13 protein-coding genes are annotated in these 14,929 nt (G+C 65.3%); 7 read left to right on the top strand and 6 right to left on the bottom strand.

From position 1 onward, the window contains the following. Positions 1-10 precede the first annotated feature (10 nt). From dhaL to AB0J29_RS27255, 3 genes are all read left to right on the top strand, one after another. Positions 11-718: a dihydroxyacetone kinase subunit DhaL gene (gene dhaL / locus AB0J29_RS27265; RefSeq protein ID WP_364792165.1), complete on the top strand. Its 708-nt coding sequence runs from the start codon at positions 11-13 to the stop codon at positions 716-718. Beyond that, positions 715-2,469, top strand: a complete 1,755-nt coding sequence (locus tag AB0J29_RS27260) for a putative PEP-binding protein (protein ID WP_364792162.1) — start codon at positions 715-717, stop codon at positions 2,467-2,469. The genes dhaL and AB0J29_RS27260 overlap by 4 nt, the downstream gene beginning before the upstream one ends. 163 nt (positions 2,470-2,632) lie before the next feature. Further along, complete coding sequence (locus tag AB0J29_RS27255; protein ID WP_364792159.1) at positions 2,633-3,607, top strand: aldo/keto reductase; 975 nt, start codon at positions 2,633-2,635, stop codon at positions 3,605-3,607. A 43-nt stretch (positions 3,608-3,650) separates the two neighbouring features. On the opposite strand, the gene AB0J29_RS27250 is transcribed toward AB0J29_RS27255, so the two are convergent. Genes AB0J29_RS27250 through prpD form a run of 3 tightly spaced genes read right to left on the bottom strand, consistent with a single transcriptional unit; the run spans position 3,651 to position 7,191 of the window. Then, positions 3,651-4,775 carry a bifunctional 2-methylcitrate synthase/citrate synthase gene (locus AB0J29_RS27250; protein WP_364792156.1) on the bottom strand — a complete coding sequence of 375 codons (1,125 nt, stop codon included), beginning with the start codon at positions 4,773-4,775 and terminating at the stop codon, positions 3,651-3,653. Further along, positions 4,775-5,689 carry a methylisocitrate lyase gene (prpB, locus tag AB0J29_RS27245; RefSeq protein ID WP_364792153.1) on the bottom strand — a complete coding sequence of 305 codons (915 nt, stop codon included), beginning with the start codon at positions 5,687-5,689 and terminating at the stop codon, positions 4,775-4,777. The genes AB0J29_RS27250 and prpB overlap by 1 nt, the downstream gene beginning before the upstream one ends. Then, on the bottom strand, positions 5,689-7,191 hold the full coding sequence (prpD, locus tag AB0J29_RS27240; RefSeq protein ID WP_364792150.1) for a 2-methylcitrate dehydratase PrpD: 1,503 nt from the start codon (positions 7,189-7,191) through the stop codon (positions 5,689-5,691). Before prpD ends, prpB begins: the two co-directional genes overlap by 1 nt. Positions 7,192-7,345: 154 nt before the next feature. On the opposite strand from prpD, the gene AB0J29_RS27235 reads away from it, so the two are divergent. Beyond that, positions 7,346-8,767, top strand: a complete 1,422-nt coding sequence (locus AB0J29_RS27235; protein ID WP_364792147.1) for a short-chain fatty acyl-CoA regulator family protein — start codon at positions 7,346-7,348, stop codon at positions 8,765-8,767. Positions 8,768-8,958: 191 nt separating this feature from the next. Here the strand turns inward: AB0J29_RS27235 and AB0J29_RS27230 are convergent, their stop codons facing one another. The 3 genes from AB0J29_RS27230 to AB0J29_RS27220 all read right to left on the bottom strand — a co-directional run bounded on the left by AB0J29_RS27230 (position 8,959) and on the right by AB0J29_RS27220 (position 11,982). Next, the gene (locus AB0J29_RS27230) at positions 8,959-9,612 is read right to left on the bottom strand and encodes a hypothetical protein (protein ID WP_364792144.1); all 654 of its coding nucleotides are present in this window, start codon (positions 9,610-9,612) and stop codon (positions 8,959-8,961) included. 623 nt (positions 9,613-10,235) lie between these two features. After that, positions 10,236-11,429: an Ig-like domain-containing protein gene (locus AB0J29_RS27225; protein ID WP_364792141.1), complete on the bottom strand. Its 1,194-nt coding sequence runs from the start codon at positions 11,427-11,429 to the stop codon at positions 10,236-10,238. 205 nt (positions 11,430-11,634) lie between these two features. Beyond that, positions 11,635-11,982 carry a hypothetical protein gene (locus AB0J29_RS27220; RefSeq protein WP_364792138.1) on the bottom strand — a complete coding sequence of 116 codons (348 nt, stop codon included), beginning with the start codon at positions 11,980-11,982 and terminating at the stop codon, positions 11,635-11,637. A gap of 629 nt (positions 11,983-12,611) precedes the next feature. Between AB0J29_RS27220 and AB0J29_RS27215 the strand changes: the two genes are divergently transcribed. The 3 genes from AB0J29_RS27215 to AB0J29_RS27205 all read left to right on the top strand — a co-directional run bounded on the left by AB0J29_RS27215 (position 12,612) and on the right by AB0J29_RS27205 (position 14,929). Further along, a complete protein-coding gene (locus tag AB0J29_RS27215) occupies positions 12,612-12,842 on the top strand; it encodes a helix-turn-helix domain-containing protein (RefSeq protein WP_364792135.1) in 231 nt (76 codons plus the stop codon). A gap of 353 nt (positions 12,843-13,195) precedes the next feature. Continuing rightward, positions 13,196-13,975, top strand: coding sequence for an enoyl-CoA hydratase-related protein (locus AB0J29_RS27210; protein ID WP_364792132.1), 780 nt, complete (start codon positions 13,196-13,198; stop codon positions 13,973-13,975). 300 nt (positions 13,976-14,275) lie between these two features. Beyond that, positions 14,276-14,929, top strand: coding sequence for a hypothetical protein (locus AB0J29_RS27205; RefSeq protein WP_364792129.1), 654 nt, complete (start codon positions 14,276-14,278; stop codon positions 14,927-14,929).

Below are 14,929 nucleotides of genomic sequence, written 5' to 3'. Positions count from 1 at the left end.
CCGGGCGCGCATGTACCGCAATGAGGGCGGCACGGACACGTCCGATCCACTCGGCACTCCCCATCACCACGCCCAACATAAGGAGAATCCGGTGGACATCGCCGCCACCCGAGGTTGGATACAGGCTATTGCCGCGACCATCGAGGAACACACCGACCAACTGACCCAGCTCGATTCGGCTATCGGCGACGCCGACCACGGCACGAACATGCGCCGAGGCTTCACCGCTGTGCTGGCCACGCTGGCCGACCTCCAGTCGACCACGGTGGGTGAGATCCTGCTGAAAACCGGCAACACGCTGATATCCAGCGTCGGTGGCGCCGCCGGCCCGTTGTACGGCAGCGCGTTCCGCGCCATGGCCAAAACCCTGGACGCACCCGAAGTGGACAGCAAGCAGGTCCTCGCCGCCCTGACCGACGGCTTGGCCGCCATTCAACGACTGGGCGCGGCTGTGCCCGGCGACAAGACCATCGTGGACGCTTACGCTCCCGCGATCGCCGCTTGGGAAACCGCACTGTCGGTCGGCAAGGATCTGGCCGACGCGGCGGCGGCCGCGGCCGCCGCCGCAGAGCAGGGCATGCGAGCCACGACCGAGCTACCGGCCCGCAAAGGCCGCGCATCGTATCTCGGCGCCCGCAGCATCGGCCACCAGGACCCCGGCGCAACATCCACCGCGCTGATCTTCCGGGCACTCGCAACCACCGCGGCCGCAGCATGAGCGGGAACGTGTTCAGCGGGCACCTCGCCTCGGCGGGCACCGCGCTCGGCTTCGCCCACCGAACCGACCGGGACTACACCACGACGCTGCCGCACCGCAGCACCGGCAATCCGGTCCAGCAGATCACCGACGCCTTCGACGCCGTCGCCCGGAACCTGCGCCAACTCGCGGAATCCCTGCGGACACGCGGTCAACGCGAGCAAGCAGACATTATGGAGACCACGAGCTACATCGCCGACGACAACGATTTGCGCGGCACAGCAATCGAACTCACACGCAAGGGCTATCCGGTCACCTTTGCGATCAACAAGGCCGTCGATACCTACGCCAGAGTGCTGGCGGAACTGGACGACCCGGTGCTGGCCGAACGTGCCACCGACGTGCGGCAGATCGGACGCCGCGCTCTGGCCTGGCTATACACCGACACCGACACCGACACCCGCCCGGACGGTCCGCTGGTCCTGCTCGCCCATGAAATCGGTGCGGGCGATCTCCTCGAACCAGACGCCCCGGTGGTCGCGGCCGCGTCGGTCATCGGCGGACCCAACTCCCATGCCGCGATCGTCGCCCGCTCCCTCGGTATCCCGCTGCTGCTCGGTATCGACGATGCCGCACTGAACTGCCCGGACGGCGCCGAAGTCCTCATCGACGGCGAGCATGGCACTGGTGTGCTCACCATCGATCCCGCACCGGACCAACGGCGGGTCGCGCTCGACGCGATGGACACCGCCCGCGCCCGGCGAGCGGCGTTGCTGACCGACCGTGACCTGCCGTGCGAAACGCTCGACGGCCGCCGCATCATTCTGCGAGCCAACATCGCCACCCCGACCGACGCTCGCACCGCAGTGGAAGCCCACGCCGACGGCATCGGGCTGCTACGCACCGAACTGCCGTTCCTGGACTCGACCGCGTGGCCGAGCTATCTCCAGCACACTGCCGCGCTGACGCCGATCTTCCGGCGGCTCAACCACCTGCCGGTCACGGTGCGGACCTTGGACTACGCGGATGACAAGCTCCCACCATTTCTCGCCGCTGGCCGGGTGGACGGGAGACTCGGCCGCGGCCTGCCGTTGATGCTCGCCCAACCGACCGCGTTCATCGAGCAGTTCCGCGCTCTCCTCACCACCGGCACCACGGCCGACCTGCGCATCATGATCCCCATGGTGGCCACCGTGGATGAGTTTCGAACCTGCCGAACACTGCTGGACCGGGCCGCCGCCGAAAAGGGCATCACGCCACCCCCGCTCGGGGCCATGATCGAGTTACCCGAGGCGGTCGCCGCGATCGACGACATTGCCGCGGCCGCTGCATTCCTGTCCATCGGCAGCAACGACCTGACCTGCCAAATCCTCGGCCTCGACCGCCGAGACCCCGCCGCCACCCCGGCCATGGCCGCCCACCCCGCGGTCTTGCGCGCCATCGCCGACGTCATCGACGCCGCGCACCGCCACCAGCGCCAGGTGTCGGTGTGCGGAGACGCCGCCGCACACCCACAGGTCATCCCGCTCTTGATCGGTCTGGACTGTGACATCCTCTCTGTCGCTCCCGCCGCACTCGACCAGACCCGCGCCTATATCCGCCGCCTCGACCACGCCACCTGCGCCGCACTTGCCACCACAGCACTCACCCAGGCCACCGTGGAACAGGTCTGGCACCTCGTCGATCACAGCCATCCCGCCGATTCCCCCCTGACCATCACACCCGAGATCCCGACCGGCGATGCAGCGGCTGCACGCAGACGGAGCGCTTGATACCCATGTCGAGCGAAGTCAGGCCGAAAGCCATTGGTGGATCTCCGAACGTCTTAGGCAACTATCCGGCAATTCGTTGGTTGCCACAGCAGGACGTGTACACAAGGACCGTGTGTGGAGCGGCATGAGCGCCTGAGCCCCGCACACCGACAAGGAGGTTCCCATGACTCTGCTGCTCAGGGCCGCATCACATCAACGTATCGGCCTGGGGCTCGCTGCCGTCGGGCGCCCCGGCTACATCACCCTGGGCCGCCGGTCTGACTTGCCCGAGGTGCGCTCCCCCGAGGCCCTCGAGGAGCGGGCCTTCGAGTTGATGGACACTGCCTACAGCCACGGCGTACGTTACATCGACACCGCACGGTCCTACGGACGGGCCGAGAGCTTTCTCGCTGAATGGCTAGATACCCGCTCTGAGATCAAGGACCTGGTGATCGGCAGCAAGTGGGGTTACACCTACACCGCGGACTGGCGCACCGAAGCGGATGTGCACGAAGTCAAGGACCACAGCGTCTCCGCATATCGCCGTCAAGTCGCCGAGACCCGTGCGCGGCTTGGCGACCGGCTCAGCCTCTACCAGGTCCACTCCGTCACCCCGGACAGTCCCGCACTCAGCGACACTGCCCTGCACGAGCAACTGGCGCAGCTGTCGACGGAGGGAGTCACAGTCGGCCTGTCCACCAGCGGCCCCCACCAAGCCGACACCATTCGCGCGGCGCTAACGGTCACCGTGGGTGGAAAACCACTGTTCGGCTGCGTACAAACCACATACAACCTATTGGAACGTTCCGCATGCAGCGCCCTCGCAGAGGCGCACGCCGCTGGCCGCGCGGTCATCATCAAGGAAGCCCTGGCCAACGGCCGCCTTACCGCCTCCCACCTCGCAACACCGCAAATGAATGCATTACACGAGATCGCCCGACAGACGGGCACCTCCTGCGACGCCGTCGCCCTCGCCGCTGTCATCGCGCAGCCCTGGGCGGACATCGTGCTCTCCGGAGCGGCTACCGTCGATCAGCTCACCAGCAACCTCGCAGCCACCCATGTGCACCTCAACCCCGCACAGCTGGAACGGCTCACCGAGCTGACCGAGCCCTCTGATGCCTACTGGGCACACCGATCCCGGCTGGCCTGGACCTGAAACCTCACGAGCCGGTCAGGGGGAAACGTCGTGCCGGGGGCTGTCAAGCGACGACGGAACGTTGTGGCACGCCGACGTATTCGCTCAGCGGCCGGATCAGCGCATTGGATTCGCCCTGTTCGATGATGTGGGCGGTCCAGCCGGTGATGCGGCTCATCACGAAGATCGGCGTGAACACCTCGATATCGAAACCGAGCAGGTAATAGGCCGGGCCGGTGGGGAAATCGAGGTTGGGTTGTATACCGGTCGCCTCGTTCATGGTGCGCTCGAGAATCTCGTACATGCGCACCCATTTCTGACCGTCGGTCGCGCCAGCGATGTCGAGGAAGGCCTGCTTCATGGTCGGCACCCGGGAGTCGCCGTTCTTGTAGACCCGGTGGCCGAAGCCCATGACCTTCTGCTTGTGCGCCAGCTTGTTCCGCATCCACTGCTCGGCCAGCGCGGGATCGTTGATCTCGATCATGTCGTGCATGACCGCCTCGTTCGCCCCACCGTGCAGCGGGCCTTTCAACGCGCCGATGGCGGCGGTGACCGCACTGTAGATATCCGACAGCGTGGAGGTGACCACCCGGGCGGCGAAGGTGGAGGCGTTGAAACTGTGCTCGGCGTACAGGATCAGCGAAACCTCGAACGCCTTGACCAGCTTCGGCGCGGGCACCCTGCCGAAGCACATGTTCAGGAAGTTCTCGGCGAAGCCCATATGCGAGTGCGGCGCAATCGGGTCCAAGCCGTGGCGGCGGCGGTGATCGGCGGCCACGATGGTCGGCAGCACCGCCATCATGCGAAGCGCCTTGGCGCGGTTGGCCTTCGGGGAGTTGTCGTCCTCGAGCGGGTCTTCGGCGCCGAGGTAGCTGATCGCGGTGCGCACCACGTCCATCGGGTGGCAGTTCTCGGGCAGTTTGGTCACCAGCGATAGCAGCGAACGGTCGATGCGACGGGCCGTGCGCTCCTGCTGGCAGAACTGCGCCAGCTGGGCGTTGTTGGGCAGCTCGCCGTACCACAGCAGGTAGGCGACCTCCTCGAAGCTGCAGTGCGCGGCCAGGTCCTGCACCGCGTAGCCGCGGTAGGTCAGTGAGTTCGTTTCCGGCACCACCTTCGAAATCGCGGTGGTGTCGACGACGATGCCGGCCAGACCCTTGTAAATGGTCGGTATCGCGGTCTCCGTCATCACTGGTTCCTTCCCAGAGTGAAATTGAAGATATCGGAATCGAATTCGTTGTAGCGCTCGTACTGCAGCAGCTCGTAGAGGCGGCTGCGCTGCTGCATGCGATCCAATAGATCGGATTGCGTTCCCACAGAGTAGATTTCGCGCAAACCGAGCTCAGCGGCGAACATTGCCAGCCGCAGTGTGGTCACCGGGTAGATGACCGCGTTGTAGCCGATTTTCTCCAGTGCCGAGGCGGGGACGAGTTCGGACTTGCCGAATTCGGTCATATTCGCCAACAGTGGGGTCGAGACCGCCGCGCGGAACTTCTCGAAATCCGCGACGGTGCGCAGGGCCTCGGTGAAGATCAGGTCCGCACCGGCGTCCGCGTAGGCCTTCGCCCGTTCGATCGCCGCGTCGATGCCCTCGATTCCGGCGGCGTCGGTGCGCGCGCAGATCACGAAGTTCGGATCGCGCCGCGCCGAAACCGCCGCGCGCAGCCTGCGCACCATATCCTCGATCGGCACAACGGCTTTGCCGTCGAGGTGCCCGCAGCGTTTCGGATTGACCTGATCCTCCAGGTGCAGCGCGGCGATTCCGGCGTCCTCCAGGATCGTGACGGTACGTGCGGCGCTCATGGGTTCACCGAAACCGGTATCGGCATCGATCAGCACCGGCAGATCGGTGACGCGCGCGATCTGCTGCCCACGTCCGGCAACCTCGGTCAGGGTGGTGAGCCCGATATCGGGCAGTCCGAGATCGGCCGAGAGCACGGCACCGGAGACGTAGACGCCCTCGAAGCCGATCTCTTGAATCAGCTTGGCCACCAACGGGTTGAAGGCGCCGGGCAGGCGCTGAATGCGATCGGAGGACAGGTCCGCGCGGAAAGCGGCCCGCTTGTCGGCGGCGGAGGTGGACGCGGCCAGCAGTCCGGTCATCAGAACAGTCCCTTCGGCGATTGGGGCGCGCGGGCGAGCACGTCCGCGGAGACGGTGAAGGTGAGTTCCGACAGCTCACCAGCGGACAGTTCGCCCGCGCGCTGGACCGCTTCGAGGAACCGGTCCTGCTCGGCGGGGTCGATTACGTCTTCGGCGAGGGTGCGGAACTTGGCGATGTACTGCTCACGCGCGAACGGTCGTGCCCCCAAGGGATGTGCGTCCGCGATCGCCAGCTCGTCGACGATCACCTCGCCGCTCTTCAAGGTGACCTCCGCACGCGCCCCGAACGCCTTCTCGTTCGGATCGGTGGAGTGGTAGCGGCGGGTCCACTCCGGGTCCTCGGCGGTGGAGATCTTCTTCCACAATTCGATCGTGTCGGGCCGCTGCGCGCGTTCGGGCGCGTAGGAGCGCTCGTGGTGCCAGGTGCCGTCCTGGAGGGCGACCGCGAAGATGTACATGACCGAGTGGTCGAGGGTTTCGCGCGACGCCGTGGGGTCGAACTTCTGCGGATCGTTCGAGCCGGTGCCGATCACCACATGGGTGTGGTGGCTGGTGTACAGCGTGATGGTCGCGATCTGGTTCAGGTCGCCGATGCGCTCGCGCATGCGGCGGGCCAGATCGATGGGCGCCTGGCTCTGGTATTCGGCCGAATGCTCCTTGGTGTAGGAGTCGAGGATGGCGCGTTTGGGTTCGCCCGGACCGGGCAGCGGCACCGCGTATTCCTTGTCCGGACCACCCAGCAGCCAGGCGATCACACCGTCCTCACCCTCCCAGATCGGCGAAGGCGCGCCCTCACCGCGCAGGGCGCGGTCCACGGCCTCGACGGCCATCTTCCCCGCGAACGCGGGTGCGTAGGCCTTCCAGCTCGAAATCTCGCCCTTACGGGACTGGCGGGTGGCGGTGGTGGTGTGCAGCGCTTGGCCGATGGCCTGGTAGATGGTCTCGGTGTCCAGGCCGAGCAGAGTCCCGATACCGGCGGCGGCCGACGGACCCAGGTGGGCGACGTGGTCGATCTTGTACTCGTGCAAGCAGATCGCACGGACCAGGTCGATCTGGATCTCGTATCCCGTTGCCAGACCGCGGATCAGATCGCGGCCCGAGCGACCGGCGTGCTGGGCGACCGCCAGGATGGGTGGAATGTTGTCGCCGGGGTGCGAGTACTCGGCGGCCAGGAACGTGTCGTGGAAGTCGAGTTCGCGCACCGCGACCCCGTTGGCCCAGGCCGTCCATTCCGGCGAGTACGAGCCGCCGACGCCGAACACGGTCGCACCGGGCCGATAGGGGTGCGCGAGCGCTTGGGCGCGGGCGTTGGCGACGGGCCGCCGAGTGAGCGAAGCGGCGGCGACCGCGGCGTTGTCGATGATCCGGTTGACGATCATCTCTTCGGTCTCCGCGGCGACCTCCACGGCATCCGCGGCGACCTCGGCAATCCGCCAGGCAAGGTGTTCCTCGCGCGGGAAGTGCTCCGCGGAGCGGTGGGTGCGGACGAGATGATTCTTCACGGTCGGGGTCCTCCCAGACGTCGATTTCACCGGTACATTTCGCACGCTACACATCCGCGTCGGCAGTGGAAATCCCACGCAAATGCCTAATTTTGTGGAACAGCACCGGTGAATTTGCGAAAGTTGTGTAAGTTGTTTTTGCTACATTCGCCGTATGCAGAAGATGTACGCGGGTGGCCGGCTGCGCGCACTGCGAGACCAGCGGGGGCTGTCGCAGTCGGCGCTGGCGAAGGCGCTCGGACTCTCGGTCAGCTACATCAACCAGCTCGAGCACGATCAGCGCCCGCTGACCGTGCCAGTGCTGCTGCGCCTCAATGCCAGCTTCGACCTTGATGTGGGATTCTTCGCCGCCGACACCGACGCCCGGCTCATCGCCGACCTCCAGGATGTATGCGCCGAGGACCCCGAAGGCACCAACATCACCACCGCCGATATGGAGGATCTGGTGGCCCGCGTGCCAGCGGCCGCACGCCTGCTCGTCGGTCTGCATCGACGCCTGCGCGGAGCCACCGAACAGATGGAACGCGTCTCGGCCGGAATCGACAGCAGCGCAGGCGAATCCGCCGCCGCGATGCCCTTCGAGGACGTGCGCGACTACTTCTACGACCGGCGCAACCACATCCCCGAACTCGACACCGCGGCCGAAGAGTTGTTCGCCTGCAACGGTTTGAGCCTCGGCGGACTCGACCTGCAATTGACCGGACTACTGCGCGAGCGACACGGCATCGCGGTGGTGATCCGCACCGACGACCCCGATCACCCCGGCCCCAAACGCGTGTACGACCCCGATGCACGCGTACTTACCCTGGCACGACGGCTCACCGCCGGACAGCGCGCCTTCCAATTGGCCACGCAGCTGGCCTTTCTCACCCAGGCCGAGACCATCGCCGACCTGATCGACGAAGCCGAAACCATGCCCGAGCATTCGCGCGGGCTGCTGCGCATCGGATTGGCCAACTACTTCGCGGGCGCGCTCATCCTGCCCTACACCCAGTTCTGGAACGCGGCCGAAACCCTGCGGTACGACATCGAATTGCTCGCCGCCAAGTTCGAGGTCGGATTCGAGACCGTCTGCCACCGCCTGTCCACGCTGCAACGACCCGGCAAGCGTGGCGTTCCGTTCTTCTTCGTCCGCACCGACCGCGCCGGAAACATCTCGAAACGGCAGTCCGCCACCGCATTTCACTTCTCCCGCGTCGGCGGTAGCTGCCCGTTGTGGGTGGTACACGAAGCCTTCGCCACCCCGGGTAGCATCCGCACTCAGATCGCCCAGATGCCCGACGGACGCAACTACCTGTGGCTGGCACGCACCACCGACGAGAAGACACCGGGATACCTGTCCCCCAAACGAGATTTCGCCATCGGACTCGGTTGCGACCTGGCCTACGCGGACAAGCTCGTCTATTCACACGGGCTGCCCATCGACGACCCGCGCACGGCGGTGCCGATCGGCGCAGGCTGCAAGGTCTGCGAGCGCACCGATTGCGCGCAGCGCGCCTTCCCGCAACTGGGTCGCCCGATTCGAGTGGACGACAACAGCTCCCTGAATATCCCCTACGTGCCGACAACGGCCTGAGGCTGGATAGCCGGCGGGCGACTCGTGGTCGTCACCGGATCGCGACCACCACCGCATAGGTGATGGATCGCCATCCCCCACCGGTCTCGACGAAACCGGGCTCGCGCAGTCGCACACGATGCCAGGCCAGCGGCTGGGGCACCACTGAGCCTTTCGTCCGGAGATCGCACGGCTCACCCATTTCAAAACACCTAGGCGGACAGCCATTGAACACCGTGCCAGGACGTACCTTTCATCAGGTTGACGCCGAGTTCGGGGTCATCACCGGTCAATTCGACGAGTTCGCCGGCCGTCGGGTTCGACTTACCCCCCTTGAACCGTCTGATGATCTCGTCGAGTTGCTTTCGGTCGGCTGGCGAACAATCGGGACGGATCGCGGCGGCTCGTTCTTTGATGCTGGACACCGCCCGGGCCAGCTTATCCGAATCACGGTCGAAGTCGAAACCCGCTCGCGCCCAAGCGACGCTGCCGTCTTGAACTGCGAAGATCTTTATCTGGTCGACGCCCGAGCGGCGGTAGTAGTCGTTTATCGCAGCAGTGAAGGCTTTCGAAAAGCCCTTGCCGCGAGCCGCGGGTTCCAAGCGCATATGAGCGTTGAATACGACCGTCCGGCCATGCTCTGTGTAGATGTGTCGTTCGAGTTTGCCGACACTCTTCCCGGCATCATCAATGATCGCACCGTTGAACCTGAAGCCGCTGACTGCAGGCCCCCCGGAACCTGTGGGGCCGAAGTAGGCAGCGTCGGTGAGCCGCAGGCGATAGGGGCCGTACTGCTGTTCCAATCCGGACAGATGCTCACGAAGCCAGCGGTTGTCTAAGGTGGGGACCCGCAGCAGTTCATCCACGCCCGGTACCGACGAGAGATTGGGCCCAGCGATCCGTGAACGGCCAGCCGGCTCGATCCGGCCCAGTTCACGATCCGCCCCGCCCGCACGTTCTATCGTCTTCGCGATCTGATCGTCCTTTCCCCCGGTTGTCCTGGCAAATCTGGCAAGCTCGTCAGCAGAATGCCTAACCGCGGACGCGTCATGCTCCGCAAAGCGTCCTAGCGCTCGGGATACACGACCCGCACCGTCACGCAGCAGCTCAAAGGGCCTATACATCGAATAACACGCTCCGCCTGTTCCGAGTCTGCATGTCTAGTTTGTCATGCTCGTTCACCTGCGATCTCGTCCCACGCAACGACACCTCACCATCCCCGGTCGATGCGGTAGTCATGGGACGGCCCGAGGCTCACGTCGAAAACAGCTGTGCGGCACGGTCCGCAGGTGATGCACAAAGCGTTTGGCGACGAAGCGCGACCGGCGCCGGAACCTGCGTCGAGCGGATTACGAGCCCTGGCTACCGTCACCCACTTTCGGACACGGGCTAGTCGCAACCCTTTCGCACGCTGATGCAGGCACGGCCACCGATACCAAAACGGCATGTTCTGGAGTGGTGAATGACGTCAGCCCCAGACCCCGTTGTGTCATGTGTGGGCGCCACCGCGAAGCCAATCGGACCAGGGGATGCTCCAATCGCCGTTCTGCCAGATGTCGAGGGGGTCGCCGCCGGTGTTGCGGACCTCGACTACGTCGCCGGGGATAACGAAGTCGTAGAACCATCCGGCATCGTCGGGGGAGATGTTCAGACAGCCGTGTGAGACGTTGGTGTTGCCTTGGGCCCACATGGTTGCGGCCAATTCGTGCACGAAGATTCCGTCGTGGCTGATGCGGACCGCATGGTTGATGCTCGTGCGGTAGCCGAGCCCGGAGTCGGTGGGCAGGCCGTAGCTGGCGGAGTCCATGATCACCGGGTCTTTTCGGTCCAGCACGGTGTAGATGCCCGGGCGGGTCCAGAACGACATCACTCTGCCACCGATGGCCGCGGTGCCGCCCATGCCCATCGACGTGGGCATGGTACGCACCAGGTTTCCGTTGTCGAAGACCTCGATCTGTTTGGTGTTGTCGTCGGCGATCGCGATGTGCGCGGGCCCGATGTTCACCGACACTTGGCGGTCGCGCAGGCCGTAGCGGCCTTCGCCGAGCGAGCGGCCGAAGAGTTCGGCCGCGATCGTGATCCTCGTGCCCGGTGCGTGATAGCGCTCGGGCCGCCAGTGTGCGTTCTGATCGTCGAGCCAGTACCAGGCACCGGTGACGGCCGGCTCGGTGGTGACCTTCAGGTGGCGTTCCACAGCTGCCCGATCGACGGGTTCGTCGAAATGGGCGACGAGCACGAAACCTACTCCGTAGGTGTCGTTTTCGGCCAGATCGACGAGATTGGCGGAGCGCAGGGAGACGTCGACGAGCTGTTGCGGTCGCACCGTGGTGCAGGTTGTCGTCGCGGTGACGTCGCCGGTTTCGCCGTGAGCCACGGCTTTCGCGATATAGGTGTGTCCGTAGCCGAGTGGTTCGGCACTGGTCCAGGTTCGATTGTCGGGTGCCGACGCGCCCGGCAGTGATCTGCCCGTTTCATCGATCCATTCGACCGACCGCAGCGTCCCGTCGGTGACGGTGATCGTGCCAGGGCGGCGCGCTTCGACATTGTGGGTGCCGGGTGCGGGATCGAATCGGATTGTGGCAGGTTTGCCTGGCGCGGATTCTCGCGCCCACCCGCATCCGGCCAGAGCGAGGCCACCCGCACCGGCGAAGCCGATCAGCAGCCGACGACGTCCGAATGCCACCGTGTATCTCCCTTCTCCCGGGTAGCTGGACCGACCTCTGTCCGTCAGCATGCGGCAGCTACGCGCCGGCCGAGACACGGACGACCACTATCTCCACCGATCCGTCGCACAACCGATACCGATCCTCGATCGATCCGGTTCTCATAAGACGGTCATCGGCGGTCTGCAAACCCGTCGGCGACCGCCTTCGCGTTCTGCACGTGCGTTAGATACGCAGGGTCAGCGTCTCCAACCCCTGCCCGATCAGGAACATGTTGAGCGATGAGATCGACGAACCGAGGTCGTGCGGCAACTGCACCCGGCCTCGAGCGCGAAGGCTGGGCGCGCTCGAGGCCGCGTAGACCACGCCGGGGTAGCTGGGATCGGGGTCAGAGAAACCCGGGAATCGGGGCTTATCGTCTGCGCGTACCGTCCAGTCGAAGGTGCCGCCGTCGACGATGACACACGCGATGGTCGCACCATGGCCGCCAAGGTCCCGCCGGGCCCGAATAGCACGCGCCGCACCCGGAACACGCACGCAGAGCGGAACGGAACGGTCGCGACCTGCATTCATCGAATGCTGTAGCGTTGAAAGCCATTGCAGATGAATGGCTTTCGCCTGCCATCGCGTGGCGCTATTTCGCAGGAACGTCTGGAGAGCTGGTAGAAGAGCCGCTCAGGTTCCGACCTAGGTGGGCACTGGTTGCGGCGAGATCGGCTGTCCGGCAGGCCCGCCACCTGCACACCAAATCCATACTCCGTCAAGGAAATCCCGCTGAAAGCCAACCCCACCGCCGGATGGACTCAATTCCGTGGCAAGCCCCAGCAAGGGTAATCGCGGTCGGCATCGACAAGGCCGACGCTCTGCGGTGTTCGACAGATGACGTGCGGTTTATGGCGGTAATCCACAACCAGATGCAGAGTCGCGGCCTTGTCACCCGTGAACGTCTGATGGCACTGGGAACAATGGCACACATTGTGCGCGCTCAATGGCCACCAGCACCGACATCCTCGGCATTTCACCATCTCCGACGATCTCGTCTTCATGATCACTCACCCACTCGCACAACCCGGATGCGGTCCGTCACACCATCATCCTCGCCTGAGAGGCATCTGGGAATTCGGGTGTGCTGCTTGGGTGTTCAGGTTCGTCGTTACGGCAACGACTGGTAGCGGTCGCTTGTCGGTGGCTGGTGCGATGCTGTGGCGGTGGCGCGGTTCACGAGTTTCCGATTCCGTCTCGACCCGACCGTCGAGCAGCAAGCACTGTTGTCCCGCCACACGGGTACAGCGCGGTTCGCGTTCAACCAGTGCCTGGCTATGACGAAGGCAGCGTTGGAACGTCGTCGCCGTAACGAGGATGTGCGGGTGCCGTGTAAAGGATCGATTGATCTATATCGGCTACGAGTGCGCGACCTCGGACAACGACGCTGAAGATAGATGGACAGAACCGCCGCCAGGAGTTCGGGACTTGCCGCCGCGCAGCACGGGCTCTTTCGCGAGCCGGTCTTTCAACTGGACATGGTCGCATGGCGGTCGTCCCGGACAGGCGGGTCGACACTTCAGGCATGAATTCCTCGAAATGGCTTCGCAGGCAATGACGTAACACAGGTATGACTGGACAGCGCAAACCCCCGCGCCGGTTCGACCGGTATCAGCCGCCAAGGCTTCCCGGCGCGGACACCTGTCGATGGATTCGGCGGTGCGGCAGCAGCCGAGAGCGATGAGGGGGTCACGATCACCTCGGAGGTGTCGTGTCAGTGCCGGTAGAGATCTACGGTGGAGGTATGACCGCCTTGGAGTATCAGCATGTGTTGGTTGCGCGGGATGGCGACACGGTGCGCATCACCATGAACCGGCCGGAGCGGCGCAATGCGCTGTCGGGCGAGCATTTGGCCGAACTACTCGCCTCGTTCCGGGCCGCAGGCGAGACCGACGCCACGGGGATAGTGCTCGGGGCGCACGGTCCGGTGTTCTCCGCGGGACATGATTTCGCCGACGTTGCCGCGAGAGATCTGCTCGGCGTCCGGGAACTGCTCACACTGTGCACCGAGCTCATGTCGACCATCCAGTTGGTGCCCCAGGTGGTGATCGCCCGCGTGCACGGTCTGGCCACGGCCGCGGGCTGCCAGCTGGTGGCCTCCTGTGATCTGGCCGTCGCCGCCGAATCGGCCGGCTTCGCGCTCCCCGGCGGCAAGGGCGGCTGGTTCTGCCACACACCCGCGGTGCCGGTGGCCCGCGCCGTCGGCCGTAAACGGCTGATGGAACTCGCCCTCACCGGAGATCCGATCGATGCCCGCACCGCCGAACAATGGGGCCTGATCAACCACGCAGTGCCAGACGAAGAACTGGACACCGCCGTGAACGAGTTGCTCGCCCGCGCTACCCGGGGTAGCCGGGCCAGCAAGGCGCTCGGCAAACGCACTCTCTACCGCCAACTCGATCGCCCCGAAGCAGATGCCTACGCCCTCGCCCTGGAAGTCATGGCCGCCGCTGCCCAACTTCCCGGTGCCCGCGAAGGGATGGCGGCCTTCCTAGCGAAGCGCCCACCCGTCTGGGGCGATTAGCGCCGCCCGGCGACTCTTCTCAATAGTCGCGACGCCGGCCATGAGAAAGCTCGCCGGGTAGACCACTCACGGACCCGCCGGTTAACGACTGGCAAGCGGGGGGATAGCGGTCCGGCGCATCGAGGTAGCAGGACGTGTCGCGCGCCGCCTGGGCGCAGCCACAGATGTGTCAGAGACACACGAGATTTGACGGTCCTCCCCGATCTGGCCGTGTCGGCCGCTTAGACTATCCGCGCCGCAACGTGCGACAAATACTCGAGGTCGATAAGCGCTTAGAGGTTGACGTCCAGGAGGTGCGGAATGCCGGAAGCCGAGCGGTGGCGATCACGTCCGATGTTGATTGCCAGCATGTTGCCACTTGCGCTTGTTCTCGGAACCGGGGTAGCCGCCGCATCCCCGGATGACACCGCGCAGGCACCTGCCATGGTCGCCGCACTCGGCCAGTCGCTGGCCGACACCGCACCGCCAGGGGACATCGCGCCCTTGGTCGACATGCGCCGTGGCGATCGAGCTCTCCTCCCTATGAATCGGCTCGCCGCCGACCGTTGGACCAGAATCCGAACGGTGGACGCACCCGCGGCCGCGGATCAGCGGCCGATCGAGGCGTTCTGCGAGCAATTTCCCGTAGATCCGCGCAGATGCTCCGACACCGCCGTCGACGCGGGTGTCGGTGCGATAATCGGCGCAGGTATCGGCGCGGGAGTGTCCGCGCCCGTCGCGATAGCCGCCGGAATGGTCGGCGCCGCCGCCGGGTTCGTCGTCGGTATCCCATTCATGCCGACCGGCTTGGTCGTCGGCCCGCTCCTCGGCGCCGCGGTCGGCGTCGCTGTCGTTGCCGGACCTGCCGCCCTGCTCGGTGGGGCGTTCGGGGCGTCGCTTGGGACGATATTGGGCACCTCCACTACTCCCCTACCGCTGGATGGATTCGGCGCGCCCATCACCCCGCCGACATAA

This window comes from Nocardia sp. NPDC049707 (genome assembly GCF_040674855.1).
In the GTDB taxonomy this organism is placed as follows: domain Bacteria; phylum Actinomycetota; class Actinomycetes; order Mycobacteriales; family Mycobacteriaceae; genus Nocardia.
The sequence above is the reverse complement of the archived record's forward strand: the minus strand, read 5'-3'. Positions and strand labels throughout refer to the sequence as shown.